26 protein-coding genes are annotated in these 25,031 nt (G+C 62.8%); 12 read left to right on the forward strand and 14 right to left on the reverse strand.

What is annotated here, in order from left to right; translation table 11 throughout:
- Window positions 1-39: 39 nt before the first annotated feature.
- From AC2A04_RS03550 to AC2A04_RS03600, 11 genes are all read left to right on the forward strand, one after another.
- Window positions 40-531: a nuclear transport factor 2 family protein gene (locus AC2A04_RS03550; protein ID WP_484210936.1), complete on the forward strand. Its 492-nt coding sequence runs from the start codon at window positions 40-42 to the stop codon at window positions 529-531.
- A 34-nt stretch (window positions 532-565) separates the two neighbouring features.
- On the forward strand, window positions 566-1,036 hold the full coding sequence (locus tag AC2A04_RS03555) for a nuclear transport factor 2 family protein (protein ID WP_484210937.1): 471 nt from the start codon (window positions 566-568) through the stop codon (window positions 1,034-1,036).
- Between the two features lie 120 nt (window positions 1,037-1,156).
- Window positions 1,157-2,512 (forward strand): esterase, encoded by a 1,356-nt coding sequence (locus AC2A04_RS03560; protein WP_484211677.1) that lies wholly within the window; start codon window positions 1,157-1,159, stop codon window positions 2,510-2,512.
- A 559-nt stretch (window positions 2,513-3,071) separates the two neighbouring features.
- Window positions 3,072-4,730 (forward strand): efflux MFS transporter permease, encoded by a 1,659-nt coding sequence (locus AC2A04_RS03565; RefSeq protein WP_484210938.1) that lies wholly within the window; start codon window positions 3,072-3,074, stop codon window positions 4,728-4,730.
- Window positions 4,727-5,917, forward strand: a complete 1,191-nt coding sequence (locus AC2A04_RS03570; RefSeq protein ID WP_484210939.1) for an HlyD family secretion protein — start codon at window positions 4,727-4,729, stop codon at window positions 5,915-5,917. Before AC2A04_RS03565 ends, AC2A04_RS03570 begins: the two co-directional genes overlap by 4 nt.
- The gene (locus tag AC2A04_RS03575; RefSeq protein ID WP_484210940.1) at window positions 5,917-7,323 is read left to right on the forward strand and encodes an efflux transporter outer membrane subunit; all 1,407 of its coding nucleotides are present in this window, start codon (window positions 5,917-5,919) and stop codon (window positions 7,321-7,323) included. The genes AC2A04_RS03570 and AC2A04_RS03575 overlap by 1 nt, the downstream gene beginning before the upstream one ends.
- A 95-nt stretch (window positions 7,324-7,418) precedes the next feature.
- The gene (locus AC2A04_RS03580) at window positions 7,419-7,955 is read left to right on the forward strand and encodes a 2Fe-2S iron-sulfur cluster-binding protein (RefSeq protein WP_484210941.1); all 537 of its coding nucleotides are present in this window, start codon (window positions 7,419-7,421) and stop codon (window positions 7,953-7,955) included.
- Window positions 7,952-8,923, forward strand: a complete 972-nt coding sequence (locus tag AC2A04_RS03585) for an FAD binding domain-containing protein (RefSeq protein WP_484210942.1) — start codon at window positions 7,952-7,954, stop codon at window positions 8,921-8,923. The genes AC2A04_RS03580 and AC2A04_RS03585 overlap by 4 nt, the downstream gene beginning before the upstream one ends.
- A 4-nt stretch (window positions 8,924-8,927) precedes the next feature.
- Window positions 8,928-11,165, forward strand: a complete 2,238-nt coding sequence (locus AC2A04_RS03590) for a molybdopterin cofactor-binding domain-containing protein (protein WP_484210943.1) — start codon at window positions 8,928-8,930, stop codon at window positions 11,163-11,165.
- A gap of 236 nt (window positions 11,166-11,401) precedes the next feature.
- Window positions 11,402-11,734 (forward strand): DUF6481 family protein, encoded by a 333-nt coding sequence (locus tag AC2A04_RS03595; protein WP_484210944.1) that lies wholly within the window; start codon window positions 11,402-11,404, stop codon window positions 11,732-11,734.
- A gap of 86 nt (window positions 11,735-11,820) precedes the next feature.
- The gene (locus AC2A04_RS03600) at window positions 11,821-12,432 is read left to right on the forward strand and encodes a spermine/spermidine synthase domain-containing protein (RefSeq protein ID WP_484210945.1); all 612 of its coding nucleotides are present in this window, start codon (window positions 11,821-11,823) and stop codon (window positions 12,430-12,432) included.
- Between the two features lie 9 nt (window positions 12,433-12,441).
- Here the strand turns inward: AC2A04_RS03600 and AC2A04_RS03605 are convergent, their stop codons facing one another.
- The 6 genes from AC2A04_RS03605 to AC2A04_RS03630 form a co-directional block, all read right to left on the reverse strand.
- A complete protein-coding gene (locus AC2A04_RS03605; RefSeq protein ID WP_484210946.1) occupies window positions 12,442-13,110 on the reverse strand; it encodes a TadE/TadG family type IV pilus assembly protein in 669 nt (222 codons plus the stop codon).
- The gene (locus AC2A04_RS03610; protein WP_484210947.1) at window positions 13,104-13,715 is read right to left on the reverse strand and encodes a TadE/TadG family type IV pilus assembly protein; all 612 of its coding nucleotides are present in this window, start codon (window positions 13,713-13,715) and stop codon (window positions 13,104-13,106) included. Before AC2A04_RS03610 ends, AC2A04_RS03605 begins: the two co-directional genes overlap by 7 nt.
- Window positions 13,712-15,661, reverse strand: coding sequence for a TadE/TadG family type IV pilus assembly protein (locus tag AC2A04_RS03615; RefSeq protein ID WP_484210948.1), 1,950 nt, complete (start codon window positions 15,659-15,661; stop codon window positions 13,712-13,714). Before AC2A04_RS03615 ends, AC2A04_RS03610 begins: the two co-directional genes overlap by 4 nt.
- 143 nt (window positions 15,662-15,804) lie before the next feature.
- Window positions 15,805-17,010 carry a CaiB/BaiF CoA transferase family protein gene (locus tag AC2A04_RS03620; RefSeq protein ID WP_484210949.1) on the reverse strand — a complete coding sequence of 402 codons (1,206 nt, stop codon included), beginning with the start codon at window positions 17,008-17,010 and terminating at the stop codon, window positions 15,805-15,807.
- On the reverse strand, window positions 17,007-18,569 hold the full coding sequence (locus AC2A04_RS03625; protein WP_484210950.1) for an acetyl-CoA acetyltransferase: 1,563 nt from the start codon (window positions 18,567-18,569) through the stop codon (window positions 17,007-17,009). Before AC2A04_RS03625 ends, AC2A04_RS03620 begins: the two co-directional genes overlap by 4 nt.
- A gap of 83 nt (window positions 18,570-18,652) precedes the next feature.
- Window positions 18,653-19,813: an aminotransferase class I/II-fold pyridoxal phosphate-dependent enzyme gene (locus AC2A04_RS03630; protein ID WP_484210951.1), complete on the reverse strand. Its 1,161-nt coding sequence runs from the start codon at window positions 19,811-19,813 to the stop codon at window positions 18,653-18,655.
- Window positions 19,814-19,879: 66 nt separating this feature from the next.
- Here AC2A04_RS03630 and AC2A04_RS03635 point away from each other — a divergent pair, with 66 nt between their 5' ends.
- Complete coding sequence (locus tag AC2A04_RS03635) at window positions 19,880-20,248, forward strand: winged helix-turn-helix domain-containing protein (protein WP_484210952.1); 369 nt, start codon at window positions 19,880-19,882, stop codon at window positions 20,246-20,248.
- On the opposite strand, the gene AC2A04_RS03640 is transcribed toward AC2A04_RS03635, so the two are convergent.
- From AC2A04_RS03640 to AC2A04_RS03675, 8 genes are all read right to left on the reverse strand, one after another.
- On the reverse strand, window positions 20,245-20,571 hold the full coding sequence (locus AC2A04_RS03640; protein ID WP_484210953.1) for a hypothetical protein: 327 nt from the start codon (window positions 20,569-20,571) through the stop codon (window positions 20,245-20,247). The two genes, AC2A04_RS03635 and AC2A04_RS03640, sit on opposite strands and share 4 nt — an antisense overlap.
- 144 nt (window positions 20,572-20,715) lie before the next feature.
- A complete protein-coding gene (locus tag AC2A04_RS03645) occupies window positions 20,716-22,002 on the reverse strand; it encodes a metal-dependent hydrolase family protein (RefSeq protein ID WP_484210954.1) in 1,287 nt (428 codons plus the stop codon).
- An 86-nt stretch (window positions 22,003-22,088) separates the two neighbouring features.
- Window positions 22,089-22,547 (reverse strand): hypothetical protein, encoded by a 459-nt coding sequence (locus AC2A04_RS03650; protein ID WP_484210955.1) that lies wholly within the window; start codon window positions 22,545-22,547, stop codon window positions 22,089-22,091.
- A gap of 50 nt (window positions 22,548-22,597) precedes the next feature.
- Window positions 22,598-22,879, reverse strand: a complete 282-nt coding sequence (locus tag AC2A04_RS03655) for a hypothetical protein (protein ID WP_484210956.1) — start codon at window positions 22,877-22,879, stop codon at window positions 22,598-22,600.
- Window positions 22,880-22,949: 70 nt separating this feature from the next.
- Window positions 22,950-23,735 carry an NUDIX domain-containing protein gene (locus AC2A04_RS03660; RefSeq protein WP_484210957.1) on the reverse strand — a complete coding sequence of 262 codons (786 nt, stop codon included), beginning with the start codon at window positions 23,733-23,735 and terminating at the stop codon, window positions 22,950-22,952.
- Window positions 23,736-24,058: 323 nt separating this feature from the next.
- Window positions 24,059-24,388 (reverse strand): Grx4 family monothiol glutaredoxin, encoded by a 330-nt coding sequence (gene grxD / locus AC2A04_RS03665; protein ID WP_484210958.1) that lies wholly within the window; start codon window positions 24,386-24,388, stop codon window positions 24,059-24,061.
- Window positions 24,389-24,415: 27 nt separating this feature from the next.
- Entirely contained in the window at window positions 24,416-24,649 is a 234-nt protein-coding gene (locus tag AC2A04_RS03670; protein ID WP_484210959.1) for a BolA family protein, read from the reverse strand.
- A complete protein-coding gene (locus AC2A04_RS03675) occupies window positions 24,649-24,972 on the reverse strand; it encodes a DUF1476 domain-containing protein (protein ID WP_484210960.1) in 324 nt (107 codons plus the stop codon). The genes AC2A04_RS03670 and AC2A04_RS03675 overlap by 1 nt, the downstream gene beginning before the upstream one ends.
- Window positions 24,973-25,031: the final 59 nt, after the last annotated feature.

Below are 25,031 nucleotides of genomic sequence, written 5' to 3' on the forward strand. Positions count from 1 at the left end.
TCCGAACCAAGATGGTGCGTCCCGAGAGGAAGGTGAACGGTGAGTGCTTTGAGAAACATCGCAATCTTCTCCATCTTTGCGCTTGCCCTGTCCCTGCCCCAGTCGCTCACGGCAAAGTCGTCATCGCGGGCGGACGGAACTGCTGCCCACGCTGCAAGGAGTGTAGTACTTGAGCTCGAGCACCGGCTTCTGCAGGCGCGTGTCAGCACCGACACCTCCGCCCACGAGGCGAGCTTCGCGCCGGAAGCCATTTACATGCACAGTTCCGGCCGCATCCAGAACAAGGCCGAAGTGCTCAAGATGGTTGCCGAGCGGCCATGGCTCAGTTGGTCGAAATCCGAACAGCAATTCCAGCTTTACGGCGACCTAGCCGTCACGCACGCGCTTCTTTCGGTGAAGCTTGTCGACAAGCGAACCGAAACGGTCCGGGCAACGGGCGTCTATGTCAACCAGGCGGGCGCATGGCGACAGGTGTCCTGGCAGTCCTCGGCCGGGCATTTCGTCGGACCGACGCCGGTTTCCGGCAAGTGATCAGATATCATCTCTTTGACGACAGGAAATAAGCGTGTCCAAATCTCCGGTCAGACCCCTTTTACTGGCAGCAGTACTGGCAATGCTCCAGCCTGTTGCTGCTCTTGCGCAAGATGCGAGCGCGGCCGATGAGCGGGCAATCTTGAGCCTCGAGAACAAGTTTCTCCAGGCACGGGTCACGGGTGATACGTCCAGCATCCGCGCGAGCTTTGCGAGTGACGCGGTCTTCATCTATGAGAACGGAGACCAGCGGAGCCGATCGGGTCTGGAATCGGATGTGGCAGGACAGTCTTATTGGTTGTCCTTCGAACGATCGGAGCCAACCCTCAGTCTCTATCGCGACGCTGCCGTCACGCACGCCGTGCTCGGCATCAGACTTGGCGGTGGACAGATCGACTGGGTCCGGACAACTGGCGTCTTCGCCAGGCAGGGTGGCGTCTGGCAAATCGTGTCCTGGCAATCAACGCCATTGCCTCCGCCAGATCCGCCGGCGGTAAAGCCGTGATTGGGCCAAGTATTTTTACCAAGCAAACCACAAAAAGAACGGCCCCCCGATCGAGGGGCCGTTCTCATTTCTAGCTTCGAATTGCGTAGATATTGCAAATAAAGGTATAAATTGCAGATCATGCAAAGCGCGCCTATCGCGTTCGTTGATATATGCATCATTACATGCAAATATGATTGGCAAAATAGGAGAGAAGGCATGCGGTATATCGTTACGGCAATTTTAGGATGCGCAGCCTTGTTTCCGGGGGCAGGTTTGGTCGCGGCGCAGCAGCCTTCATCGCAGAGCAGCAGGCCTGCTCCTGCCGCACGGTCACCCTTTGCACCCGCGGCCGTTTCCCCGACCATCGGGCAAGACGGGCGCGTTACTTTCCGGATCTATGCCCCGATCGCCTCCAGCATCGAGGTTCGCGGCGGCTTTCCTGATCCCTACAAACCGGTCACGATCAAGTTGTCGAAGGGCGCCGACGGTGTCTGGTCCGGGACGTCCGATCCGCTGGGACCGGAAATGTACGCGTACAACATGTATGTCGATGGCGTTCAGGTCCTCGATCCGGGCAACTCGCATACCAAGCGCGATGCCGCGATGATCTCGAATACATTCATCGTGCCGGGGCCCCGATCTTCGCTTTACGCGGTCAAGCCCGTGCCGCACGGCAGCTTGTCGGCGATGTGGTACAACTCGCCCAAGCTCGGCAAAGTCCGGCGTGCAACGATCTATACGCCTCCGGGGTACGAAGGCGGCAACAAGCGCTACCCCGTTCTCTACCTGCTGCATGGCGGGATGGGAGACGAGGATTCGTGGCTCGGCAACGGCCGCGCACCCCAGATCCTCGACAATCTTGCCGCAGAGGGAAAGATCCTGCCGATGATCGTCGTGTTTCCCAACGGAAACGCCACGCAGACGGCATCGCAGGATTACATCGAGGAGTTCGAACCCCAGGGCTCGTTCCTGAACATGGACTTTCCCGACAGCCTAGTTACCGACTTGGTGCCGTTTATCGACAAGAGGTTCCGGACGCAGAAGGGCAGCATCAACAGGGCCGTAGCAGGCCTTTCCATGGGAGGCGCACATGCGGTGTGGGCAGCCTTCCGTCATCCCGGCACCTTTGACTGGGTGGAAAGCATGAGTGGCGGCTACATGATCATGCCGGGTCTCGGGATTGACAGTACTGCTCCGACCGATCCGCAGATTCCTTCACATTACAGGCTACCCATGGCCATCGATCCGGCAAAGGTGCCGGTTGTCCTGCCCGACCTGACGGCCGCAACCGTCAGCAAAATGCGCATGTTCGCGCTCATGGTAGGCGAGAACGACCGCCTGGCTCCGCAGCAGAGGACCCTTCAGGCGCTGTTCGCCGAAAAGGGTATAAAGGCGGAATTCAAGGAGGTTCCTAACTATTCCCATGAATGGGCGTTGTGGCGCATCGAACTTTCAGAGATGCTTGCGAAGCTCTTTCGCCCTGCCAAGCACTGAGCGAGGTACAAAGAACAGAACTAAAAGATTGAGCGGCGCACGGGACCTTCGCGCAAGCTGATCTGCATTATCTTCACGCGAGAGCTGTGGAGCCGCAATTCAAGGTCCTCGACCGGCGAAGCAAGATTTCGTTCTTTATCGACGATTTGATGCAAGATTGTACTGAAAGTAAGGTTCGCGCGGCCAAACCCTCGGCGAAACGCCGCTGGAGTGCCGGAAACCTCAACACCGGAGAGAAAGGGCCTGCGATGTGCAAGACAACGAACGACCGATGCGCTCTCGTCCGTTGCCGCACAAAGCCGTCGTTCGGCGCGGCTGGAGAGAGTGGCAGGAATGTCCCACTCCCGGCCAGCCGAACCATCCTGGAATCCCTCTGCTCGAGAAGCCAGTGAAAACCTGACTTCCCAGTCATCGCCTTTGTCTTGTAAGGCGCGCCACCAGGTTCAGAAACGCCCTTGCGGTCGTTTCCGGAAGTGCGGGCTCGGTGTTCCGGAACCGGAGCGCATGCAAAACTTTATCATGCCGGGCGCCTGGGGTGCCTCTTGGAGTTGCGAGGGGCATGAAACAGGCGGTTGAACGGCTGCGGCGATTCCTCAGCGAGGAAGAGTGGACGTTTGCCCCGCACGAAGTGCCCGCAATTCCGGGGTCGCCCGGGTCGCCCGATCATCCCCTGTTCCGTCGGATAGCCTATGGCGCAATTGCGGTCCTGCTCGGTTTGACGGGTGGCCTCGGCAATGCCCTGATCGCAGGAAACACCGCGGCGCTGCAGGGTGCATTGGGCCTCGATCCTCAACAGATTGCCTGGCTCCCCACCGTCTATGTGATGACAAACATCAGCATCAATCTTCTGCTGATAAAGTTCCGTCAGCAATTCGGCCTGCGCCCCTTCGCGATGATCTTCCTCTTCATCTATGCTGTTCTGACATTCGCCCACCTGTTCGTGCTCGATTTCACCTCGGCCATCTTCGTGCGCGCCGCGAGCGGCATGGCGGGTGCAGCGCTGACCACGCTCGGCCTCTACTACATGATGCAGGCGCTCCCGGCACAATGGCGGCTGAAGGCACTGGTCATCGGTATCGGCATTCCACAATGCACGACGCCACTGGCGCATCTGTTCTCACCCGAACTGCTCGCCATGTCGCAATGGCGAGCGCTCTACCTGTTCGAACTCGGGCTCGCCCTACTTTCGCTCGCTTGCGTGGCACTGCTCCGCCTGCCCCCAACCATCCGCCAGAAGGCATTCGAACCTCTCGACTTCGTGACTTTCGTTCTGTTCGCCGTGTCGATGGCGCTGATCGCGGCTGTTCTCGGCCTCGGCAGGATCGTGTGGTGGACCAACGCTGCGTGGATAGGCTGGGCACTCGTTGCTGCCATTCCCCTGCTGGCAGCTGCACTCATCCTCGAGCACGGGCGCAGCAACCCGTTGATCAACACCCGCTGGTTAGGCAGCGCCGACATCCTGCGCTTCTCGATCGTCACGATCATGGCGCGCATTGTCCTGTCCGAGCAGAACACCGCAGCAGTCGGCATGCTGACGCTGTTCGGCCAGAACAATGATCAGCTTGGTCTGTTCTTCACGATCATATTCATCGCCTCGATCGCCGGAGTGCTGATCAGCGCTATCACGCTCGATCTTTCCAAACTCACCCAGCCCGTGATTCTCGCGATTGGTCTGGTGGCCGTAGCGGCATGGCTGGACTCGGGTTCCACCAGCCTGACACGCGCGCCGCAGCTTTACCTCACCCAGGCAATCATCGCGTTCTCGGCCACACTTTTCTTCGGCCCTGCGCTGCTGTTCGGCATGAGCCGCGCGCTCACCCAAGGTTCGGGGCACGTCATCAGCTTCCTCGCGCTGTTCGGCATCGTCAATTCGCTGGGTGGCCTTGGCGGCGCGGCGCTGCTCGGCAGCTACCAGCAGATGCGCGAAAAGGCCCACAGCACCGAACTGGTCCAGACAATTGATCCCACCGACCCGATCGTCGCCCAGCGCATCCAGATCGGCGCGGGCGCGGTATCGCGCAGCGTCACCGATCCCGCCCTGCGTCAGGCCGAAGGCGGCGCCCTGCTCTCGCAGGCGACCAGCCGCGAGGCGAACGTATTGGCCTACAATGACGTATTTCAGTTGATCGCCCTGCTCTCGGCGGGGACCTTCACCTACCTTCTATTCATTTTCCTGCGACGGCGCTTGCGTGAGCGCCGGATGGAGCGTGCCGCATGAGCCAGACGAGCAATCCCGTCACTTCGACCCCGATCACGGACGCGCGTGCACGCGAACTGGAAGCCGAGGATTCGACGCCCGTAGTGGATGCGTCGGCTGCGCCTCCCCCTGCGCCCGCGACACCAGCGGGATCGGGCTGGAAACCCAAGCGCGAAAACCGGACCGTGACGATCGTGATCATACTGGTCGCGCTCGCCGGGGTTCTTGCCGTGCTTGCTGCGTGGCGTCTGCCACCCTTTGCCAGCGCGGTCGTATCGACCGACAACGCCTTTGTCCGCGGGCGCACGACCGTGATCGCCCCGCAGCTTTCGGGCTATGTCGCCGAAGTCTTCGTGCGCGATTTCGAGACGGTGAAGGCAGGCCAGCCGCTGGTGCGAATCGATGACCGCATCTTTCGCCAGCGGGTGGAGCAGGCCGGCGCGCAAGTGGAGGCGCAGCAGGCGACCCTCGCCAATGCAGACCAGGCCGCGCGCAGTCGCGCCGCAAGTTTTTCCGCTCAGGATGCGGCCGTTGCCGGGGCCGAAGCGCAACTGCAGCGCGCGCAGGCCGACATGGCCCGTGTCAACGATCTAACCAGCGACGGATCTGTCTCGCTGCGTGAGCGCGACCAGACCCTGGCCGCGCTTCGTCAGGCCCAGGCAGCCGTGCTGCAGGCCCGGGCCGCGCGCGAAATCGCACGGCAGGACATTCGTACCGTAGAAGTCGGGCGCGGCGGTCAGAAGGCCGGGGTCTCCGGTGCCAATGCGGCGCTTGAACTTGCCCGGATCGACCTGTCGAACACGATCATCCGCGCGCCTGAAGCCGGACGCCTCAGCGAAGTCGGCGTGCGGACCGGACAGTACGTTACCGCAGGCTCGCAACTGCTGTTTCTCGTGCCACCCGAAACCTGGGTCATCGCCAACTTCAAGGAAGCCCAGACCGCGCGCATCCGCGTTGGCCAGCCTGCCAGCTTCACCGTCGACGGTCTTGGAGGAGCGCGCCTGCTTGGCCATGTCGAACAGATTTCGCCAGCGGCCGGATCGGAATTCGCGGTGCTCAAGTCGGATAATGCCACTGGCAACTTCACCAAGGTGCCGCAGCGCATCGCCGTGCGCATCCGCATCGACAGGGGACAGGCGCTGAGCGCGCGGCTACGGCCGGGCATGTCGGTTCAGGCCCAGGTTGACACCAGCGGAGCGGGCAACTGATGCGTCGCCTCGTCCTGGCAGGGCCCCTGCTCTGTGCCGTCCTGGCCGGATGTGCAGGACCTCGCCCTGCCTCGCCTGCCAGCGCCGCAATCGAGATCCCGGCCAACTGGCGCAATGGCCAGAGCGGCACCGGCCCGGCGATCGACGCGGCATGGTGGATCGGCTTTGGCGATCCGGTGCTGGGGCAGCTCGAGGCAAGGGCACTCGCCAACAACCCTGACCTTGCCGCCGCCGCCGCGCGGATCGAAGAGGCGCGCGCACAATTCCGGCTCGCTCGCGCGCAACTTTTGCCGCAGATCGGTGCGGTCGATCCTATCACCGGCGGGCAGGCGCTCAGCCCCTTCGGCACCGCCTCAGACACCATCAGCACGCAGCCATCGCTCCAGGTCAGCTACGATCTCGACCTGTTCGGGCGCCTGAAACTCGCCAGCCGCGCGGCCCAGGCGCAGTTGCTGGCGACCGCAGCTGCCCGCGACACGGTCAGGCTGGCGCTCGTCAGCAGCGTGGCTGCGGGCTACATCACGCTGCGCGGACTGGACCAGCGCCTCGCTATCGCGCGCGCAACCGCCTTGGGTCGTGCGGAGGCTCTGCGCATTGCCCGCCGCCGCGCCGAGACAGGCTACACCTCGGCGCTCGAACTGCATCAGGCCGAGGCCGAATACGCGGCCAGCCAGCAACTCATCGCGCAGGCTGAGCTCGCGATTACGCGACAGGAAAATGCGCTGTCGCTCCTGCTCGGCGAAAATCCGGGCGCAATTCCGCGCGGCGTCTCGATCGATCGGCTCGCCGCGCCCGCCATCCCTGACGGCTTGCCGGCCGACGTCCTGCGCCGCCGGCCCGACGTCTTTCAGGCCGAGCAGACGCTGGTTGCGACGGATCGCTCGCTCGACTCCGCGCGCGCCGCCTTCCTGCCCAACATCACGCTGACCGGATCGGCAGGCGTTGTCCTTTCGTCGGCTCTGGGCAATCCGGTGGGGGTTTTCGCGCTTGGTGGCAGCGTGCTCGCCCCGCTATTCAGCGGCGGCCGTCTGGAAGCGCAACAGGATGTCGCAGCAGCCCGGCGCGACCAAGCAGCGTTTGCCTATCGCAAGACCGCGCTGGTCGCCTTCCGCGAGGTCGAGGACAGCTTGGCCAGCGTGACGCGCACCGGACAGCAACAGGTCGCACTTGAAACCCAGCGGCAAGCGCTCACCGCCGCACTTAACAATGCCACCAACCGCTATCGTGCTGGCTATTCACCCTATCTGGAACAGCTCGATGCCCAGCGCGGATTGCTCAGCGCGGAACTTGCACTGGTGCAGACCCGCATCGATCGGCTCAACGCATTTGTTTCGCTCTATCAAACGCTCGGTGGAGGCTGGGCCTTGGCCGATGTCTGCCGCAAAGGCGACGATCCTTGCCCTTAGCCCCGCTGGCCCGCTGAAATGGTGTCGCTGCCGGATCAATGCAGCGCCTCGCACGTTCGGATTGGGAAATCCCACAACGAGGTGCGCAACGGGACATGGCTACGGCTCAGACTTATGCCTGCGTAAACGGCAGAAACCATCCGCTCCCTGACGACACACGTCGCACCTTGCTCGACTGGCTTCGCGATGATCTTGGCCTCACCGGCTCGAAGAAGGGTTGTGACCACGGACAGTGCGGTGCCTGCACCGTGCTGGTCGAGGGTCGTCGCATAAACTCGTGCCTGTCGCTCGCTCAGTTGCACGAGGGCGATAACATCGAGACGATCGAATCTGTCGGCACGGCAGAAAGCCTGTCGGCGCTGCAGAGAGCGTTCGTAACCCACGATGGCTTCCAGTGCGGTTACTGCACGCCGGGTCAGATCTGCTCGGCCAAGGCGTTGATGCAGGAGATCGCAGAAGGCTGGCCCAGCGCGGTGACCGAGGATGTCGAAGCACGCCCGACGATCTCGCGCGAAGAACTGCGCGAGCGAATGAGCGGCAACCTGTGTCGATGCGGCGCCTACTCCAATATCATCGCCGCAATCGAGGACGTGATCGCAAGCGAAGGCATCGGCTCGGGGACAGGCGCATGAGGCCGTTTACGCTGGCCCAAGCGCAATCCGGCGAAGAGGCGCGCGAGCATCTTTCCCAAGGTGCCGCCGCAATCGCCGGGGGTACCAACCTCGTCGATCTGATGAAGCTGCAGGTCGCAACGCCTGACAGCCTCGTCTCGATCCGCCGAACCGGGCTCGACATCATTGCAGAAGAAGGAGAGACCCTGCGCATCGGCGCGCTGGTCAGCAATGCCGATTGCGCTGCCGATGCGCGCGTGCGCCGGTCGTGGCCACTCCTGTCCAAGGCGATTCTGGCCGGAGCCAGTCCGCAATTGCGCAATCGCGCTACGACCGGCGGCAATTTGTGCCAACGCACGCGCTGCGGCTATTTCTACGACACCACGCAGACGTGCAACAAGCGCGAGCCGGGCACCGGGTGTGCGGCGCGGGAAGGCTTCAACCGGATCCATGCCGTGCTCGGCACGAGCGAAGCTTGCATCGCTACCTATCCAGGCGACATGGCCGTCGCCATGCTGGCGCTGGACGCGGTTGTTCAGGTGACCGGGGTAAAAGGCTCCCGCGCAATTCCGCTCGGCAGCTTTCACCGACAACCAGGTGACCATCCTTCGCGCGACAATGTGCTTGAGCGGGGCGATCTCATCACGGCTGTCACTCTGCCTGCGCCGACCGGAGGCATCCAGATTTACCGCAAGGTGCGTGACCGGGCGTCCTATGCCTTTGCGCTTGTGTCGGTTGCGCTGGACCTGGCCATGGACGGCAACCAGATCGGCCGTTGCGCGCTGGCATTCGGCAGTCTGGGCACGGTTCCCTGGCGCGATCGCGCGGTGGAGGAAGTGCTCGTCGGCGAGGTGCCGTCCCCCGCCCTGTTCGACAAGGCCGCCGACGTCTTGCTGCGCGATGCTCGCGGCTTTGGCGAGAACGATTTCAAGATCCCGCTGACCCGTCGTGCCCTCGCCGCGACTCTCCATGAAGCTACGAAGGGCTGACATCATGCGCCTCTCCTTTTCGGACATGTACAACACCCCTGACGAGCGCAATCTGCTCGACCATACCCAGCAGGGCGTGATCGGAAAGCCGCTCGACCGCCCCGAAGGGCCGCTCAAAGTCAGCGGCACGGCGACCTATGCCGCCGAATGGAAGATCCCGGATTGTGTTGAAGGCGTGCTCGTCCTGTCGTCGATCTCGCAAGGCAAGGTCGCCGCGATCGACAAGGAATCCGTTCTGGCCCTGCCAGGCGTTCTGGCGGTCTACGCGGACGAAGCCATGCTGCGGCGGCCCGCGCAGGGAACCGCAGGCAAGGCCCCTGTCCAGAATGTGAGCACAGTCGACTATTTTGCCCAGCCGGTCGCTCTGGTGGTTGCCGAACGTTTCGAGCAGGCCCGCGATGCGGCGCTTGCATTGAAGGTCGAGTACGAGCAGCCCTCCGACCCCGTACCACTGGATCCTGAAAGCCCGGACGCGAAGGTCGAGACGCCGTCTGACAGCAAGCCGGTCAAGGGCGGCGACCTCGACAAGGCAATGGCCGAGGCCGCGTTCAGCATCGATGTTGAGTATGACACGCCCGGCCATGCCAGTGCGGCGATGGAACCGCACGCGACGATCGCCGAATGGCAGGACGATCATCTGATCCTGCGCGGCAGCTACCAGATGCTTTCCTACAATGTGAAGGAGATAGCCGACAGCCTGTCGATCTCGTCAAAGAAGGTGCGTATCCTGTCGCCCTATGTTGGCGGTGGTTTCGGCTCGAAGCTCGGGATCACGCACGAGGCCGTTGCCGCCGCGATCGCGGCCAGGCACCTTGGCCGCCCGGTCCGGGTGGTCATGACCCGGCAACAGGTTTTTCAGACCGTCATGCGCCGCTCTGAAACGCGCCAGCGCGTGCGTCTCGCCTGCGATGCAGATGGCAAGCTGACAGGCCTTGGCCACGAGGCGTATGTCTCCAATCTACCCGATGAGGATTTTGCCGAGCCGGTTACGCAGGCAACCGAATTTCTCTATGGCGGCGAAAATCGCCTGCTCTCTGTGCAGGTCGCGCGGATCAGCCGGATGACCGCAGGCTCCGTGCGCGCGCCCGGCGAAGCTGTGGGCATGCAGGTCCTCGAAGCCGCGATGGACGAACTGGCCGAGAAGATCGACATCGATCCCATCGACTTGCGCAAGCGCAATCAACCCGCAAAGGTTCCGGTCAAGGGAACCGCCTATTCATCGCGCATGCTGATCGAAGCGCTCGATCAGGGGGCGCAGGCATTCGGCTGGGACCGTCGCGAGAAATTACCCTGCCAGACGCGCGACGGCGACTGGTGGCTTGGCATGGGCGTTGCCAGCGCCGCGCGCGTCAACGTCCTTGTCCCTGCCGAAGCCCGCGTGACACTGAAGGCAGACGGCACGGCGCTTGTTGAAACCGACCAGACCGACATCGGCACCGGATCTTATGCCATTCTCGGCCAGATTGCCGGCGAGATGCTCGGGTTGCCTATCGACCGGGTAAAAGTCGTTCTTGGGGATACCAGCCTGCCCGCAGGCGCAGGATCGGGCGGCAGTTTCGGCGCGATTTCCACCGGCTCGGCCGTGATGCGCGCCTGCGAGGTCATCTGCAAGAAGCTCGCCAAGGCGCTCGCGTGCGAAGAAGCAGAGCTTTCCCTCAAAGATGGCGTGGCCAGCGGGGCTGGCAAGTCAGCACCGTTGGAAGTCCTGCTGGGTGGCAAGGACATTGCCGAGATCGGCTCGATCAAGCCCGGAAAGACCACGAGGGACTATGCGCAGGCCAGCCACGGAGCGTTCTTTGCCGAAGTCGCCGTCAACGCATTTACGGGCGAAACGCGCGTCAGGCGAATGACGGGCGCTTTCGGCTTCGGGCGCGTGCTCAATGCAAAGACCGCACGGTCACAGTGCCTTGGCGGCATGGTCTGGGGCATCGGGTCGGCTCTGACCGAGGAACTGGCTTTCGACGTGCGCGATGGTCACCTCGTCAATCATGATCTGGCCGAATACCATGTGCCGGTCCATGCTGATGTGCCCGCGCTCGAGGTAATCCTTCTCGAGGAGGAGCGTGACGCCCCGGCCAGCCCGTTGCAGGCAAAGGGCGTCGGGGAACTTGGCATCTGCGGTGCCGCCGGTGCGATCGCCAACGCTATCTACAACGCTTGCGGCGTGCGCGTGCGCAGCTTCCCGATGACGCTCGACAAAATTCTGCCGCACCTGCCCGATCCATTCGCAACGGCGGCCTGACGCAAGGTCTCGGAAGTCAGGGTTGGCGCCCAACCCATGCACACCGGGACACATGGACCAAGATGCGCGTTGGTCTGGTCAGGCAGGGCAAAGCCGTGCTAGGGGCGCACTGGCATGGTCGTCAGTGACGAAGTCGGGCGCTTTCGCCTGTTTCCAGTCCTTCCAGCTGTTGCACGCCAGCATGCTCGCTGCATGCTGCGATTTCCTTTCAGTTTCAGGTTTTAGAGTACGGACAGATGGCAGGATACAAGGAACCAGGGTTCAACGATCGCATCGCTGCAGCACAGGCTGCGCGCGAAAAAGCGCTCGCCAAGCTGAAGGCAAAGCCCGCGCCCGATCCGGCAGCGCTGGCTGAAGCCGCCGCCAAGGCTGCGGCCCGCGAAGCCGCACAAGCCGAAAAGCGCAAGGCTCTCGAAGCCGAGCGCGCCGCCGCCCGCGAAGCCGAGCTTGCCCGCAAGCAGGAACTGGCCGAGGCCGCACAGGCAGCGATCAAGCCCGAAATGACCGACGCCGAGCGCAAGGCGGCCCGCGATGCGCGCTATGCCGCGCGCAAGGCCCGCAAGAAGTAGTACGGGCGATTACAGACACCACAGAGTTGCTCGATCACGAATGGATCGGCACAGCCCACGTCCCCAACGGCGTTGAAATACGCCTGATGCAGTCGGGCGACGAATTCACCATCCTGCTCGAACGCACCGAGCTGATGAGCACGCGCGCCAGCGGTTCCGAAGAGGCGCTGGCGACGATGACTGCGAGCAGGCTCGGCACGCGCAGCGGCCAGGAGTGGCTAATTGGCGGTTACGGAATGGGCTTCACCTTGCGCGCCGCGCTGGCTGATCTGCCTGCCGACGCGGTCGTCACTGTTGCCGAGATCGTGCCCGAGATCATCGAGTGGGCCCGAGGTCCGATGATCAACCTGACCGCCGGATGCCTCGATGATCCTCGCGTCCTCCTTGTGCAGGACGATGTGGCGCTATTGATCGACTCCGCACGCGAGGGCTACGATGCCATCCTGCTCGATGTCGACAATGGTCCCGACGGCCTGACGCGCGAAGTCAACGACGAGCTCTATCATCGCGATGGCTTGCACGCGGCAATGGCGGCCCTGCGTCACGGAGGAATCCTTGCCGTCTGGTCGGCAGAGCCGGATCAGGCATTTGCCAGGCGACTGCAGGATTGCGGCTTCGACGTGGACGAGGTCATCGTGCCGGAGATCGGCAAGGACCGCGGCGTCACCCACGTCATCTGGTTCGCTCAGAAGCCCTGAGGCTGACGGTCAACAGGGGTATAGCCCGCCGGTGCCGGTGACACCTGGCGTCAGGTTGCGCTCGTCGCGCACGAGATAGGCGCCTTCCTTCTTGAGCACGCGGTCGGACACATAGAGGTCGCCTACCAGACCGCTGTAGGAATAATAGATCTCGACGAACATGACCGGCGTGCTCGCGCTCGTTGCCGTAACCTTGGTCGCACCCTGACCCAGGCCGGTAATCGCCGTACCATTCAGCCCGTTGCGCGTGGTCGCGTTGCCATAGGCTGATTGGCGCGCAAGCTGGCCGTAGCAGCGCTGCCAGTGGATGTACTGCTTGCCGGTGGCAGTGTCCTTCTCGAGGCTGGTCAGGATGATCCGCCCCTTAGCCGCGATATCGATGGTCTCGCCCTGCGCCTGCGCGCCGAGCATGACCTCATTGATGTCGTCTTCGGTCACTGTCGGTGTGACTGCGCTGTTGTCGGTCTGGCCAAGTCGCGAGGCATTGTCGGCCAGCGTCAGCGCGATCTCGCTCAATTTCATGTCGACCGTGGTTAGATAGGCCACTTCAACCCCGTAAAGCCCGATCGACAGGATGATCGGCATGACCAGTGCGAACTCGACCACCGACACCCCCGATGAGCAATCCGCGAGACAGCGCGCCAGTCCGGCGGCACGAGTGCGATAACCCTTCAGCATGTGCCCGACTGCGATCCGGGCGAGTCTTGCGTCGCGAAGGGCTGGTTGCGGCGAACGGCAGTCGAGGCGATCTCGCGACGGCTCCAGTCGATCGGGACGAGCGGGACCTGGAAGATCGGATCATAGCGGACGGTGACGGTGTACATCACGACATCGTTTGCCCCACCGTTACCGGTCGAGCCGACGTCGGAGTCCCAATCGCCACTGCCATTTTCATCGACATAGTTTTCGCCGGTCGAGCAGGTCCCGTCGTTGTTTGCATCATTCCAGCGCTCGGGCCGCTCGATATCCGAAAACTCGTAATAGCTGCGGCGGGTCGAGGAAATATCCGCGCCCGGCAGAACCTGTCGGATCACAGCTTCGACCTTGGCGTCGGCCGCTGTCGTGTCTCCGGTCTCCAGCGTGGAATCGCGCGCAGCCTTCTCGACAGCACCATCGAGCACGCCGACCGCGTAGACCATCTGCCCCAGATCAAGGCAGCCGATGATCAGCATGAGAAACACCGGAGCCACGAGCGCGAACTCGATCACGGTCACCCCCGACCGGTCGGCGATCAGCGCGCCGACCGCGGCGCGGCAGCCTGAGGCGTGGCGCGCCACAATCATTGATAGACCCGCAGTTCGCCAACGTTTTTGGCAATCTCCTGAAACGCGGTGTTCAGCTGCGTCGCGCTCGTGGCAGTGTACGAACTGTTGTCGGACGCGCAGTAGCTGAGATCGGTCGTCATGCCCGAAGCAAAGGCAATGACCCAGACGCGGAAGCCCTTTGCTTTCGCGGCATCGCACAGGGCGCGGAAGCGGGCGGTGTGCCGCGCTGCTTGGTTCGAAGAGCCATCATCGGTGACGCGACGGTCATGCCACTCGATCCCGTAAGTCGACTGGACTGTCGTGCTAGGCTCCATGATTCCGTCGGTCATAAAGATGATGTGGCGCGAGACTTTCCCGCCGTTCGTAGGCGCCACGTTGACGGTCTCGCTCCAGGGGCCCTCGGGAGAACTGAGGCGCATGCCCCAAAGCATGCCAATGTCGTGATAGGTAGATCCCACCGCCACCAGCGAATCGGCGTAGGTGTTGAAAGCCGACTGGTTCATCGTCGAGAGTAGCTGCGCCTGATAGGGGCAGTACGAAGACGCCTTGGCGCCCTGTGTCGTCTCGGCGCTGTTCGTCAGGTAAGTGTTATAGTTGTACGTGGTCGTGCGATAGTAGGCGACGTCGGGCCACATCGGTGCCCATTTCGTCGAGTTGTCACTTTCATCAGGAACGGAATCGATATCGAGGTCGATCGCCGTAGAAGGCGACATGCCGGTCAGGCTCGAATAACTGAACGTCGCGCTGGAGTCGGTCTCGCGTTCCTCGATGCAGCCACCCCACGTGTAGGATACAGACGCTCCGCTCGTGCCATTCTTCACGCTCACCGCCTGAAACTTCTTCAGGTTGCTGACGTCGTAGGTCACCTGCTTGTAAGCGAAGTGGCTGAACTCCTGCCGCGTGCGCGTTTCGTATACGGGGTCGGAGGTCGCATAGGCGTAAGTGTAATAGGTACGCGTCGTGTAGTAATAGTACACCCTGTAGCGGTTGTTGTTCTGCTGCTGGCAGACGTACGTCGTCTTGCGCTGCGGCTGCGCTGTCTGCGTGGTGACGACCTGCTGGCCCGCTCCGTTGGTCGTGGTGCTGTTGCTGGTCGTGGCCGAGCCGTTGTTGGCCCAATCACTGTTTGCGGGACGCGCTGTGTTGCAGGACGACAGCGAATTGTAATTTGTCGAAGTGTACTGCGCGGTACTTCCCACCGACTCGGTGCTGTAAGTTTGCGAACTGGTGTAGACCGGCGAGGACCAGCCGACGAAGGTGCGCTCCGTGATAGTGTTGAACACCGCTTCGCGCGACTGGATCGGCCATTCGTCGACGAGATAATCGGGATCGAGATTGTAGATCAGCCGCCCGACATTGACCGAAGAACTGTAAGGCACGAACGAGTATCGCACGCGCGCGTTGGAGCCCTGGGTTGCCGTGTTCACCGTTGTATAGAAATTCTTCATCGCGCTGCGCAGCGCCTGGATGCGCGTCGTCGATGTGCCAGACAACGTACTTCCCATCGAACCGGTCGTGTCGAGCACCATCGTGATGTCGCTGTTGCCGACCCCCATCGTGGCGCTGCAGGCGACTGATACGTCGATGCTGTCCACGCCGATCATGCCCATCACCGCCGTATCGACCGAGGTCGAGGCGGTGCCGGTGACGAGATTACCGCTGTCGGACGATGTGGTGACGAAGCTGGTGCCGCTCGCGCCAATGTCATCTTCGACGAAGTTGGTGTTGAAGAAGGTTTCGGCCTGCGTCTTTGCGGTCGCGTCGTACCCGTTGGTGCTGACCGCGCGCCTGCCTGCCAGCGTGCCCGCATCGCAGGCCGATTGGAGCCGGTTGCGCGCCTTGTAGACGCGGCTCATGTCGACCCCGCCACCGATCAACGCGATGATCACAGGCACGCTTGCAGCCGCAAGGGGAAGCACGCTGCCCGCCCGGCTGCGATGAAGTCTGTAAAGGAACCCCGGCACTTTGTGACAAACCCTGTTGCGGACAATGCTGCCACAAGCAGTGCATGGGGTTGCCAGAGTCTTACTCTGATAAGTAATTTAAGTCTTTGAAATATATACTTCATAAATGAATTTTTGGTGACATTTTACCGACAGGAAAGTCATCAATCGCGTTCATCATCGCTCCGGCCTGCCGAAAATGCCGCCCATAGCCGCGCACGCACGGCCGCGCTGTCCTGTCCTGGCAATGGTGGCATCAGTCCTGCCGATTCAGGCAACGCGCCGAACTTCACCGGTGCGGCCTGTTCGAGATATGCGCCCTCGACGGGATGTTCCCGCCTGCGGAAAAAACCGGTCGCCACCAGATGCGGATCTGCGGCAACATCATTCAGATCGCGCACCGGTTGTGCCGGAATCTGTGCCGCGTGGCATCGCGCCACGATTTCGGCGGTTGTCAGCGCTGGCGTGAACCGTGCCACGGCCTGGTACAGTTCCGCCTGCCCGAGATAGCGGTCGCGAGGAGTCGCGAGATGATCCTGCTCGAGGAATTCTGGATGGTCGAGCAGCGCAAACAGGCGCACCCATGCATCGTCGGTATAGGCAACGATGCTCACATGGCCATCAGCGGTCGGAAATGGCTGACGGTCGGGATCGATCTGGCGATGATAGCCCGCCGGTCCATTGGGCGGATCGAAGGTCAGACCGCCGAGGTGCTCGATCAGCATGAAACTGGCGAAAGTCTCGAACAGCGGAACTTCCACGTGCTGGCCCTCGCCCGTCCGCAGCTTGTGAACGATGGCTGCCAGCGTGGCGTAGGCGGCATGCAGCCCCGCAGCCTTGTCGGCAACGAGCGAGGGCAGATAGCGCGGACGTGGATCGCCATCGACGCGCGACAGGAGCGTCGTCGTGCCCGTGGCAGCCTGCACGACATCATCGTACGCCTGCAGATCGGCATATGGGCCGTCCTGCCCAAAGCCGACGCAATGCACGTAGATCAGCGTCGGATTGATCGCGGTCAGGCTATCGTGATCAAGCCCCAGCTTTTCCAGCGCGCGGCCGCGCACGTTGACGATGAAGACGTCGGCTTCGCGCAGAAGATCGATCATCACCGCCCGGTCAACCTCCGCCTTCAGGTCGAGACTCACCGATTTCTTGCCGCGGTTCAGCGCCATGAAGGCTGGTGCCATGCCCGGCGAAACCGCCGGCTTCGCAGACCAACGAAAGGCATCGCCCGTTCCGGGCGCTTCGACCTTGATCACGTCCGCGCCAAGATCGGCGAGCACCTGAGTGGCGTAGGGTCCGAAAACGACCGAGGTCAGATCGACGACGCGGATGCCTTCGAGCATTCGGGGCTTGCCAGGGTCACTCACTGTCCCGCCCTCCCGACCAGTTCGAACGCATTGCTAGTCTCGCCTGCCTGCACCGCAACTTCGCGACCGAGCGGATCGTGCGCAAGCATTTCTGTGACCGTCTGCCGATCGCGGCTCGCCGCAATGAACCGCGCGCCGCCATTCATCTCGCCGATAACGATGGCCTGCTCCGGCACGCCCCTGGCATAGCTCACCGTATAGGTTCCGATCCGGCCCCTGCCCTCCGGGCGGTCCTCGATGATCGCTTTGGGCGCCTGATCCAGTGCCGTCTGCACGGTGTCCGTCTCGCATCCCGGCCACTCGCTCGGTGCGGTCGAAAGCACGGCCGCCCCGTACTTCGATTGGTATCCACCGTTGAGGCCGACCAGGCCGAACGTGCCCGGGGCTGCGCGAAGTCGCTCGGCCATCGTGGCGATGGCATGCGTGGAATAGTTGTTACCTGCTCCGCCGAAGTAGGGCAGGCCGCCAGTCACCGTTAGCCCGCGCGGATCATCGGGCGAAAGGCTCAAGCCATCCACGGCAGCATTGAAGACCGGCGCGGGAAAGCAGGAATAGAAGTCGAACAGCGCCATGTCGTCCGCGCTCTTGCCCGCCGCCGCAAATGCCGCTGCGATGGCCGCGTTGCAGGCGGGGTAGCCGCCGATGTCGGGCCGATCGAGGATTTCACGTTCGTTTGCGAGAGCAGCGCCGTGAAGAAAGACCCATCGGTCTTGCGGTACGCCTGCCTTGCGGGCGGCACCTGCGGACATCAGCAGGATTGCCGCGGACTGGTTGACCTGGTCGCGCGATACCAGCCGCAGCGGGTAGGGATCGGCAATCATTCGGTTGCGTTCACCGGGACGGGCAATTTCCTCGGCACTCAAAGCCCTGCCCTGCGCCGCACTATAGGGGTTGGTCGCCGCGACTTTCGAAAACGGCGCGAACAGTTGCCCCATGCTCAGGGCATAGTCCTCACGCGACAGAACGGTACGGGCACGACGCGCGTTCTCGCACAGCGCATAAGCGATGACCGCCGAATGAATTCCATGCGCGATGCTGAGGGGAGAAAGCGTGCCCTTGAATCCCAGGCCCCGATCTATCCATTGGCAGCCAAGCGCATCGGCGTCGTCATGCTCGGCCCAGTTCCGCTCGATGCCATTCGCAGTCAGGTGGCGCACGGTGGATATGGCTTCCGAACCGAAGGCCAGCGCCGCCACGCTCTCGCCCGAGGCGATGCGCGCGCCGAGATCCGCCAGCAGCATGAGCGGCGATTGCCCACCGACCTTTTCCAGGATGGCAACCCTGGGCCGGATGCCAAGACGACGCGCGACTGCAAGCGGCATCTTGTCGGCGCGTCCGAAAGGCACCTTCATCGCCCCCGATTCCTCGAAGGTACGGATTGCACCGACGGCATCGATCAGAGGTGCGAGGGGCAATGCAGCATGGGCATCCACAATTGCCGCCGCCGCTGCCCTGGCAGCCAGATCGGCGAACGAAAGTCCCTGGTAATCGGGCGCATCTATCCGCTCGACGAACTGTCCTGCACCGACAATGACCGGCGTATTATCGAGAACCCGCATTCAAAGCCTCTGCACGTTCGGCACGGTCGCCGATCAAGGGAACGCCCTTACAGCAGGTACGGCAATGAATTTCAATCGACCGATTAAACAGATGCAGGGACTGCCGCCGTCTGAACGCGCCGCGCGGCGAACCATGGCTCGATCCGGCGTACCGCTTCCTCGATCAGGGGCGTGGATACTGCGAAGCTGAAGCGGATGAAGCGCCGTCCGTCTACCGGATCGAAATCGATCCCGGGTGCGGTGCAGACCCCGGTGTCGCGTAGCAACTGTTCGCAGAACGCCAGGCTGTCCTCAGTGAACTCGCTGGCGTCGGCATAGATGTAGAAGGCCCCGTCCGGCGGCGCGATGCGCCCGAGGCCTATTCGCGGCAGTGCTTCGAGCAGGATGGCCCGGTTGCGCGCGTAAGTCCCGACATGGCCGTCAAGCTCGTCGCGGCATTCGAAAGCCGTCAGCCCCGCCTTTTGCGCAAGCACCGGCGGCGTCAGGAACAGGTTGCCCATACGCGCCCGCGCCGCGCCGATCAGGTCGGGCGGGACAACCAGCCATCCCAGCCGCCACCCGGCCATGCTGAAGTACTTCGAGAACGAGTTTACGACGATTGCTTCGGGCAAGTGCTCCAGCATGGAAGCGGCGCGTTCGCCGTAGCTCAGCCCATGGTATATCTCGTCAGAGATCACGCGGATGCCCTTGCGGCGGCAGACTTCGGCGATCGCGGCCAATTCCGCAGGATCGATGATCGTCCCGGTGGGATTTGCCGGACTGGCCACGATCAGACCGTCGGGCACGGGATCAAGGGCGTCAAGAGCTGCCGCCGTAACCTGAAACCGCTCGGATGGCCCGCACGCCATCTCGACCGGCTCGAGGTACATCGCCTTGAGCGTGTTGCGATAGGCAACGTAACCTGGCCGCGCGAGGGCAATCCGCGCTCCGGGCGCAAACAGGCACGAAAGCGCCATCACGAAAGCCGGAGACGCGCCGCAGGTGAGGATTACCTGCTCGGCGCCGATCTCCACCCCGTAATTCTCGGCATAGCTTTGCGCGATGCGGCTCTTGAGTGGCACGCTTTCCCAGTATCCCATGGCCTCGTTGTCGAGCACTTCGTGCGCCAGCGCGATCGCGCGCGCAGGAGCACCGGTTGAGGGCTGACCGAATTCCATGTGAATGATGCTGCGTCCCCCGGCCTCGAGATCGTGGGCGATGCGGCTTACGGCGATGGCGTGGAAAGGTTCGACGGTTGCGATCATGCCTCGGCCTAGTTGCAGGGGAAACAAGTTGCAAGATCAGCCTGCTGCCCGATACCGTGCAGCGCGATGCAACATCTCAAACTCAAGATCCAGCTCTATTGCGGCGACGAGATCGCGATGGGTCCGGGCAAGGCCGATCTGCTCGACGCCATTGCCCGCGAAGGTTCGATCTCGGCCGCAGCGCGGGCGATGGGCATGAGCTATCGCCGTGCATGGCTGCTGGTCGACACCATGAACCGCTGCTGGCGCGAACCACTGGTCGAAACCTCGCCCGGAAGCGCAAAAGGCGGTGCAAGGGTAACAGCAACCGGCCAAGGGGTTCTTGCACATTACCGCGCGCTGCAGGACCGCGTGCAAGGAACGGCAGACTGTGCCGATCGTGCCGCCCTTGGCGATGTCTTGCTGGCTGAACCGCGCCCCGGCCCAAGCGCCTAATCGCGCGCGCTGTCCGATTTGCGCGCGGAGCGGATCAAGTAGCGCAGCATCTGACCTTTCGAGAGCTGCATGTCGGGCGCTTCGTCCAACAGTTCCTCAGGCTCAAGCTCCGCTATGGCTTGTTCCGCGCAGGCAAAGCCCTCAGCCCATTCGCCGCTTGTGGAGCGCGACGAAAGAAGCTCGATCGAGCATCGCTCCAACACGTCCACGATGCGTTGATGAACGCGCGCGACAAGGCCGGTCGCCGTCGTCTCGCGGTGAGCGGCAAACTCCTGCCCGACGATTTCGATGACTTCGGGAGAGGAGGCTAGATTCAGACGCACCAGCAGCCTGCTTGCCGCAAGCCGGTCGACGTCCCTGCACCGAATGGCCATCAGCTACCCCCCTGGAGGCTGCATGCCCTGTTTGGAAGCAACAGGACCGAAACGGATCATACGCTGTGACTGCGCCCGATGAAAAGGACATTTTCAGCGGGTTACCGGGCCTTTCCAGAGGATGCCGTCCTTCATCACGAGCGTGACCTTGCGGATCGCCGATATGTCAGACAGCGGATTGCCTTCAACCGCGATCAAGTCCGCCAGAAGGCCGGGCCGCACTTTGCCCAGCCGGTCGCCCAGGCCAAACATCCGTGCATTGCCCGAAGTCGCCGCGATCGCGACATCTGCGGCCGACATCCCTGCCTTGACCATTAATTCGGCCTCACGGGCGTTGTCGCCATGGGCGTAGACGCCGACATCGCCGCCCATGCAGATCGCCACCCCGGCTTTGCGTGCCTTCGTCAAGGCATCGAAGCCTTCCTGCACGCCGGGTGGAACGGGCGCGCTGCCATCCCAGCCCCGGTAGCGAGCGACAGCATCGCCTGCCGCCAGGGTCGGGCAAAATCCCACGCCCTTGGCCTTCATCGCAGAGAAGACCTCGGGTGTTCCTTCATCGCCGTGCTCGATGGTGTCGACGCCCGCCGCCGTGGCGCGGCGCATACCCTCGGCCGTACTGGCATGGGCAACAACTTCGCGCCCCGCACTATGCGCCGCCTCGACCGCAGCCTTCATCTCTGCTTCGGAAAAGGTCGGCCGACTCGGTTCGCCTGGGCCCCAGCGATAATCGGCATAAAGCTTGATTACATCCGCACCGCCCGCGATCTGGCGCCGTACGACGTTTACAAGGTCCGGTCCTCCCGCTTCCTCGGCTCCCAACGGCGTAACCACCCCCGGCTCGAACCCGCGCGGCCCATAAGCGCCAGGCGCGACGATCGCGCGCGTCGCAACCAGCATGCGGGGCCCCGGTACGATCCCCTGCTCGATCGCCTGCTTGAGGCCGACATCGGCATATCCGGCGCCCTCGGTGCCGAGGTCGCGTACAGTGGTGAACCCTGCCATCAGCGTGATACGCGCGTGGACGGTCGCACGCGCGGTCCGGAGGGCCAATGGTTCATGCAGGACCTGGTCGTCCCAGGATGTCTCGTTGTAGGGATGCAGGAAGAGGTGCGAATGCCCCTCGATCAACCCCGGCATCAAGGTCGTGCCGGGCAAATCGATCACGGAGGCCTCCGGCGGCGACTTGAGGTCGGGCCCTGCGGCCTCGATGCGATTGCCTCGCACCAGGACCGACCAGCCCTTGTGCAGCATGGCCGCCTCGCCGTCGAACACCGCGTCGGGTCGCAGAAGCGTCAACGCCTCCTGCTTTTCGGCAGCTTGGGCAGGCAGCGCGGCTGATGCCGCAGCGACAAAAGCATAAAAGGATGATGGCAGGCGCATAGAGTTCCTTTCGGTCCCCCCGGAGCATAGGCCCCGCCTCGCGCCTTACAATGCGTCGCTCAGCCTTTTGCGCTCAAGCGAAGTGGTCAGGCTTCCTCGTGGCGCATTTGCGATAGCTGTGCGTTCGTCCGCGGGACCACGCCGATGCCCCCGATCGTCCGGCGATCTAGATCTCCAAGCTGCGTATCGGGTGAACGCCGCGCGAGATCGCGCAAATGCTGGACGCGGATCACCGCCATCACGCAACCAAGCGCCGCTACGGCCACACCCAGGCGCCAGAAGGCAAAACGGCCGCTTTCCATCGTCGAAAGAAATTCGGCGAAGCACATCCAGACGGTGACAGCCCCGAGCAATTCGGTGGCCCGCTGCTTCGGCGCTGCCAGCAGAAGGCTGCAGGCCAGAACAAACGATCCGAGACCGGCGTGAACCGGCTCCATCGCATCGCTGACATATCCGTAACCAAGCCCGATAGCCGTCGCAACCGCGACGCAGCTCCCGAGGCGGGTGATCTGACCGGGGGTCAATTTGTCGAGAGGACTACGCATGAACACCGATCTAGCCCTTAACCGTCAAAAAATCGTTACGGCACGCTCCGTCAACGGAAGAGCCCTACAATCCAGAAAATCGCCGACCAGAGTGTGATCGAAAGTGCAATCGGGGTGGCAAGCCTGACCCAGCCCGGCGCCTTGGGCACCACCACCGGATCAACCGATCGGCCCTCCGGCACCACATCCTGAAGTCGCTCGAGCTGCCCCTGCAAACCATGGACCGGCGATGGCACCGGCACATCGACCCCCTCAGCTTCACGCGGGACGCGGCGGCTGGGGTTCGTCGCGGGGGCGGGCATCTTGACGGACAGGGCTTGCGAACCGGACATGGGGTCACCTCATCGGCTACCCTGCCCCGCAATTGTGAAACCGGCATCAACCCTGCCCTAGGTGATGTTCCTAGCCGCGCTGAGCGCTGTCGAGCGGTTCACCTCGAATGGGGTAGCCCAGTCCGTCGGGTATCATCAGCCACCGCTTGCCCTCTCGCTCCTCGATGAACGGGCTGATCGTGCCAACGGGCGTGACTTCGGCATGGGCACGGGCGTCCGCGAATGCATCGAACTGTGCGAGGCGCTCAAGGTTGCGCCGGGTCGGAAAGATCACCTTGATCTTCTGCTGCCTGGCAAGGTCGAGCGCTTCTGTCGCGCTCGCCCAGAACAGATGCCGGTTCTCGGTCGCGTCCACGGCAATGTCGACCGCCCCGGTCCCGAGATTGGCCAGATAGAAGCGGGTGTCGAATATTCTTTCAGTCCGGTGACGCGGCCACCAGCGCGCGAACGGCACAAGTTGGTGGGGAGCAAGCGTCCAGCCAAATGTATCGAGGACGGGCGCAAGATCGCCACCCGAAACGAGCATCCTGCGCGCCTCGGCAGCAATCACGCCGTCAACTTTGCCTTCGATACCGATGACCAGGCCCGTTTCCTCGAGCGTTTCGCGGACGGCGGCCACGCGCGCTGCCATGTCAGGCGCGTCACCTTCCAGCTTTGCGGCGAGTTTGATGTCGGCCGGATCGATCTTGCCTCCCGGAAAAACGGTAGCCCCACCGGCAAAGGCGAGGCTGGCGTTGCGCTCGACCATGAGGAGCTGCGCAGGCCCGCCTGCCGGATCGTGGCGAAAGATGACGACGGTTGCCGCCGGGACAGTGCGCGCCGCAAGGCTGTCGAGTTCCAGATCATGCGTTTCCATTACCGACCCATGATGTCGTGGCGGACGAGGCTTGCCAAGCGGCCAATTTGTGTCGGCCTCTTTTACAATCACCGCTCAGGGCAAAACCCTGATATCCAGAAAACCCTTGAAAAATGGCCGGTCCGGAAGTTTGGCACGACCCCTGCATAGTCATCCGTGTCCCGAAGAGTAGCTTCTTCTCGAGGCGGAGCCAGTCCCCCCGGTCTCCTTGGCTCCGCCTCTCCCGGGACTTCCCGCAAGCAACAGGCCGGACAGGCGACAGGCGCAAAAAAGGCGCGACCGGCTCGATGCCGCCCGCGCCCGTCTTGCACTGGTTTGGTGGATCAGGCGGCCTTGACGCCGGCCTCGTCCATCATCTGCTGCAGTTCGCCAGCCTGGAACATCTCCATCATGATGTCCGATCCGCCGACGAATTCACCCTTCACGTAAAGCTGCGGGATCGTCGGCCAATCCGAAAAGGCCTTGATGCCGCTGCGGATTTCCATGTCCTGAAGGACATCGACGCTGGAATACTCCACGCCAAGGTGTTCGAGGATCGCCACGGCCTTGCTCGAAAAGCCGCACTGCGGAAACAGCGGCGTGCCCTTCATGAACAGGACGACATCGTTGCCGTTGACGATTTCGGTAAGGCGTTCTTCGGTGGTGCTGGACATCGGGGATCTATTCCTTTCACGCCGCTCTCAATTGGGAACGGCGGTGGTCAGTTGCAAGGCGTGAAGCACGCCGCCCATGCGCCCGCCGAGCGAATCATAGACCAGCTTGTGCTGCTTGACGCGAGGCAGGCCAACGAAGGCAGACGATATGACCCTTGCCGAATAGTGGTCGCCATCGCCCGCAAGATCGGTGATCTCGATCTGGGCATCAGGCAAGGCGGCGCGGATCATGGCCTCGATCTCGGCCGCAGGCATCGCCATCAGGCTTCGCCCATCAACTGGCGGCGCGCCTCGACCGACTTGGCGTCCATGGCAAGGCGGATCTCGCCTTCGTCGATGTCGACGCCGGCAGACGTCAGGTCGCCGAGAATCTTGCGGATCATGTCCTCGTCGCCCGCTTCCTCGAAATCGGCCTGTACGACCGACTTGGCATAGGCTTCGGTTTCAGCGGCATCGAGCCCCATGCGCTCTGCCGCCCAGGTGCCGAGCAGCCGGTTGCGGCGCGCATGTACGCGGAACAGCATTTCCTCGTCACGGGCGAACTTTGCCTCGAAGGCCTTTTCGCGATCATCGAAAGTGGTCATGGGCCGGTGAATCCTTCAAAAGAAGCTTTCCCTAGCCGATAGTCAGCGCGCGCGGCGGC

It is taken from the genome of Novosphingobium sp. HNCC26DJ243 (assembly GCF_057180545.1).

Excerpts from the sequence above, each read along its gene's own strand:
- AC2A04_RS03590 (WP_484210943.1), top strand. The coding sequence starts at position 8,928 with ATGCGCCTCTCCTTTTCGGACATGTACAACACCCCTGACGAGCGCAAT.
- AC2A04_RS03595 (WP_484210944.1), top strand. The coding sequence starts at position 11,402 with ATGGCAGGATACAAGGAACCAGGGTTCAACGATCGCATCGCTGCAGCA.
- AC2A04_RS03570 (WP_484210939.1), top strand. The coding sequence starts at position 4,727 with ATGAGCCAGACGAGCAATCCCGTCACTTCGACCCCGATCACGGACGCG.
- AC2A04_RS03650 (WP_484210955.1), bottom strand. The coding sequence starts at position 22,547 with ATGCGTAGTCCTCTCGACAAATTGACCCCCGGTCAGATCACCCGCCTC.
- AC2A04_RS03585 (WP_484210942.1), top strand. The coding sequence starts at position 7,952 with ATGAGGCCGTTTACGCTGGCCCAAGCGCAATCCGGCGAAGAGGCGCGC.
- AC2A04_RS03655 (WP_484210956.1), bottom strand. The coding sequence starts at position 22,879 with ATGTCCGGTTCGCAAGCCCTGTCCGTCAAGATGCCCGCCCCCGCGACG.
- AC2A04_RS03630 (WP_484210951.1), bottom strand. The coding sequence starts at position 19,813 with ATGATCGCAACCGTCGAACCTTTCCACGCCATCGCCGTAAGCCGCATC.
- AC2A04_RS03670 (WP_484210959.1), bottom strand. The coding sequence starts at position 24,649 with ATGGCGATGCCTGCGGCCGAGATCGAGGCCATGATCCGCGCCGCCTTG.
- AC2A04_RS03580 (WP_484210941.1), top strand. The coding sequence starts at position 7,419 with ATGGCTACGGCTCAGACTTATGCCTGCGTAAACGGCAGAAACCATCCG.
- AC2A04_RS03560 (WP_484211677.1), top strand. The coding sequence starts at position 1,157 with ATGCAAAGCGCGCCTATCGCGTTCGTTGATATATGCATCATTACATGC.
- AC2A04_RS03625 (WP_484210950.1), bottom strand. The coding sequence starts at position 18,569 with ATGCGGGTTCTCGATAATACGCCGGTCATTGTCGGTGCAGGACAGTTC.
- AC2A04_RS03565 (WP_484210938.1), top strand. The coding sequence starts at position 3,072 with ATGAAACAGGCGGTTGAACGGCTGCGGCGATTCCTCAGCGAGGAAGAG.
- AC2A04_RS03675 (WP_484210960.1), bottom strand. The coding sequence starts at position 24,972 with ATGACCACTTTCGATGATCGCGAAAAGGCCTTCGAGGCAAAGTTCGCC.
- AC2A04_RS03575 (WP_484210940.1), top strand. The coding sequence starts at position 5,917 with ATGCGTCGCCTCGTCCTGGCAGGGCCCCTGCTCTGTGCCGTCCTGGCC.
- AC2A04_RS03660 (WP_484210957.1), bottom strand. The coding sequence starts at position 23,735 with ATGGAAACGCATGATCTGGAACTCGACAGCCTTGCGGCGCGCACTGTC.
- grxD (WP_484210958.1), bottom strand. The coding sequence starts at position 24,388 with ATGTCCAGCACCACCGAAGAACGCCTTACCGAAATCGTCAACGGCAAC.
- AC2A04_RS03610 (WP_484210947.1), bottom strand. The coding sequence starts at position 13,715 with ATGATTGTGGCGCGCCACGCCTCAGGCTGCCGCGCCGCGGTCGGCGCG.
- AC2A04_RS03600 (WP_484210945.1), top strand. The coding sequence starts at position 11,821 with ATGCAGTCGGGCGACGAATTCACCATCCTGCTCGAACGCACCGAGCTG.
- AC2A04_RS03635 (WP_484210952.1), top strand. The coding sequence starts at position 19,880 with ATGCAACATCTCAAACTCAAGATCCAGCTCTATTGCGGCGACGAGATC.
- AC2A04_RS03605 (WP_484210946.1), bottom strand. The coding sequence starts at position 13,110 with ATGCTGAAGGGTTATCGCACTCGTGCCGCCGGACTGGCGCGCTGTCTC.
- AC2A04_RS03645 (WP_484210954.1), bottom strand. The coding sequence starts at position 22,002 with ATGCGCCTGCCATCATCCTTTTATGCTTTTGTCGCTGCGGCATCAGCC.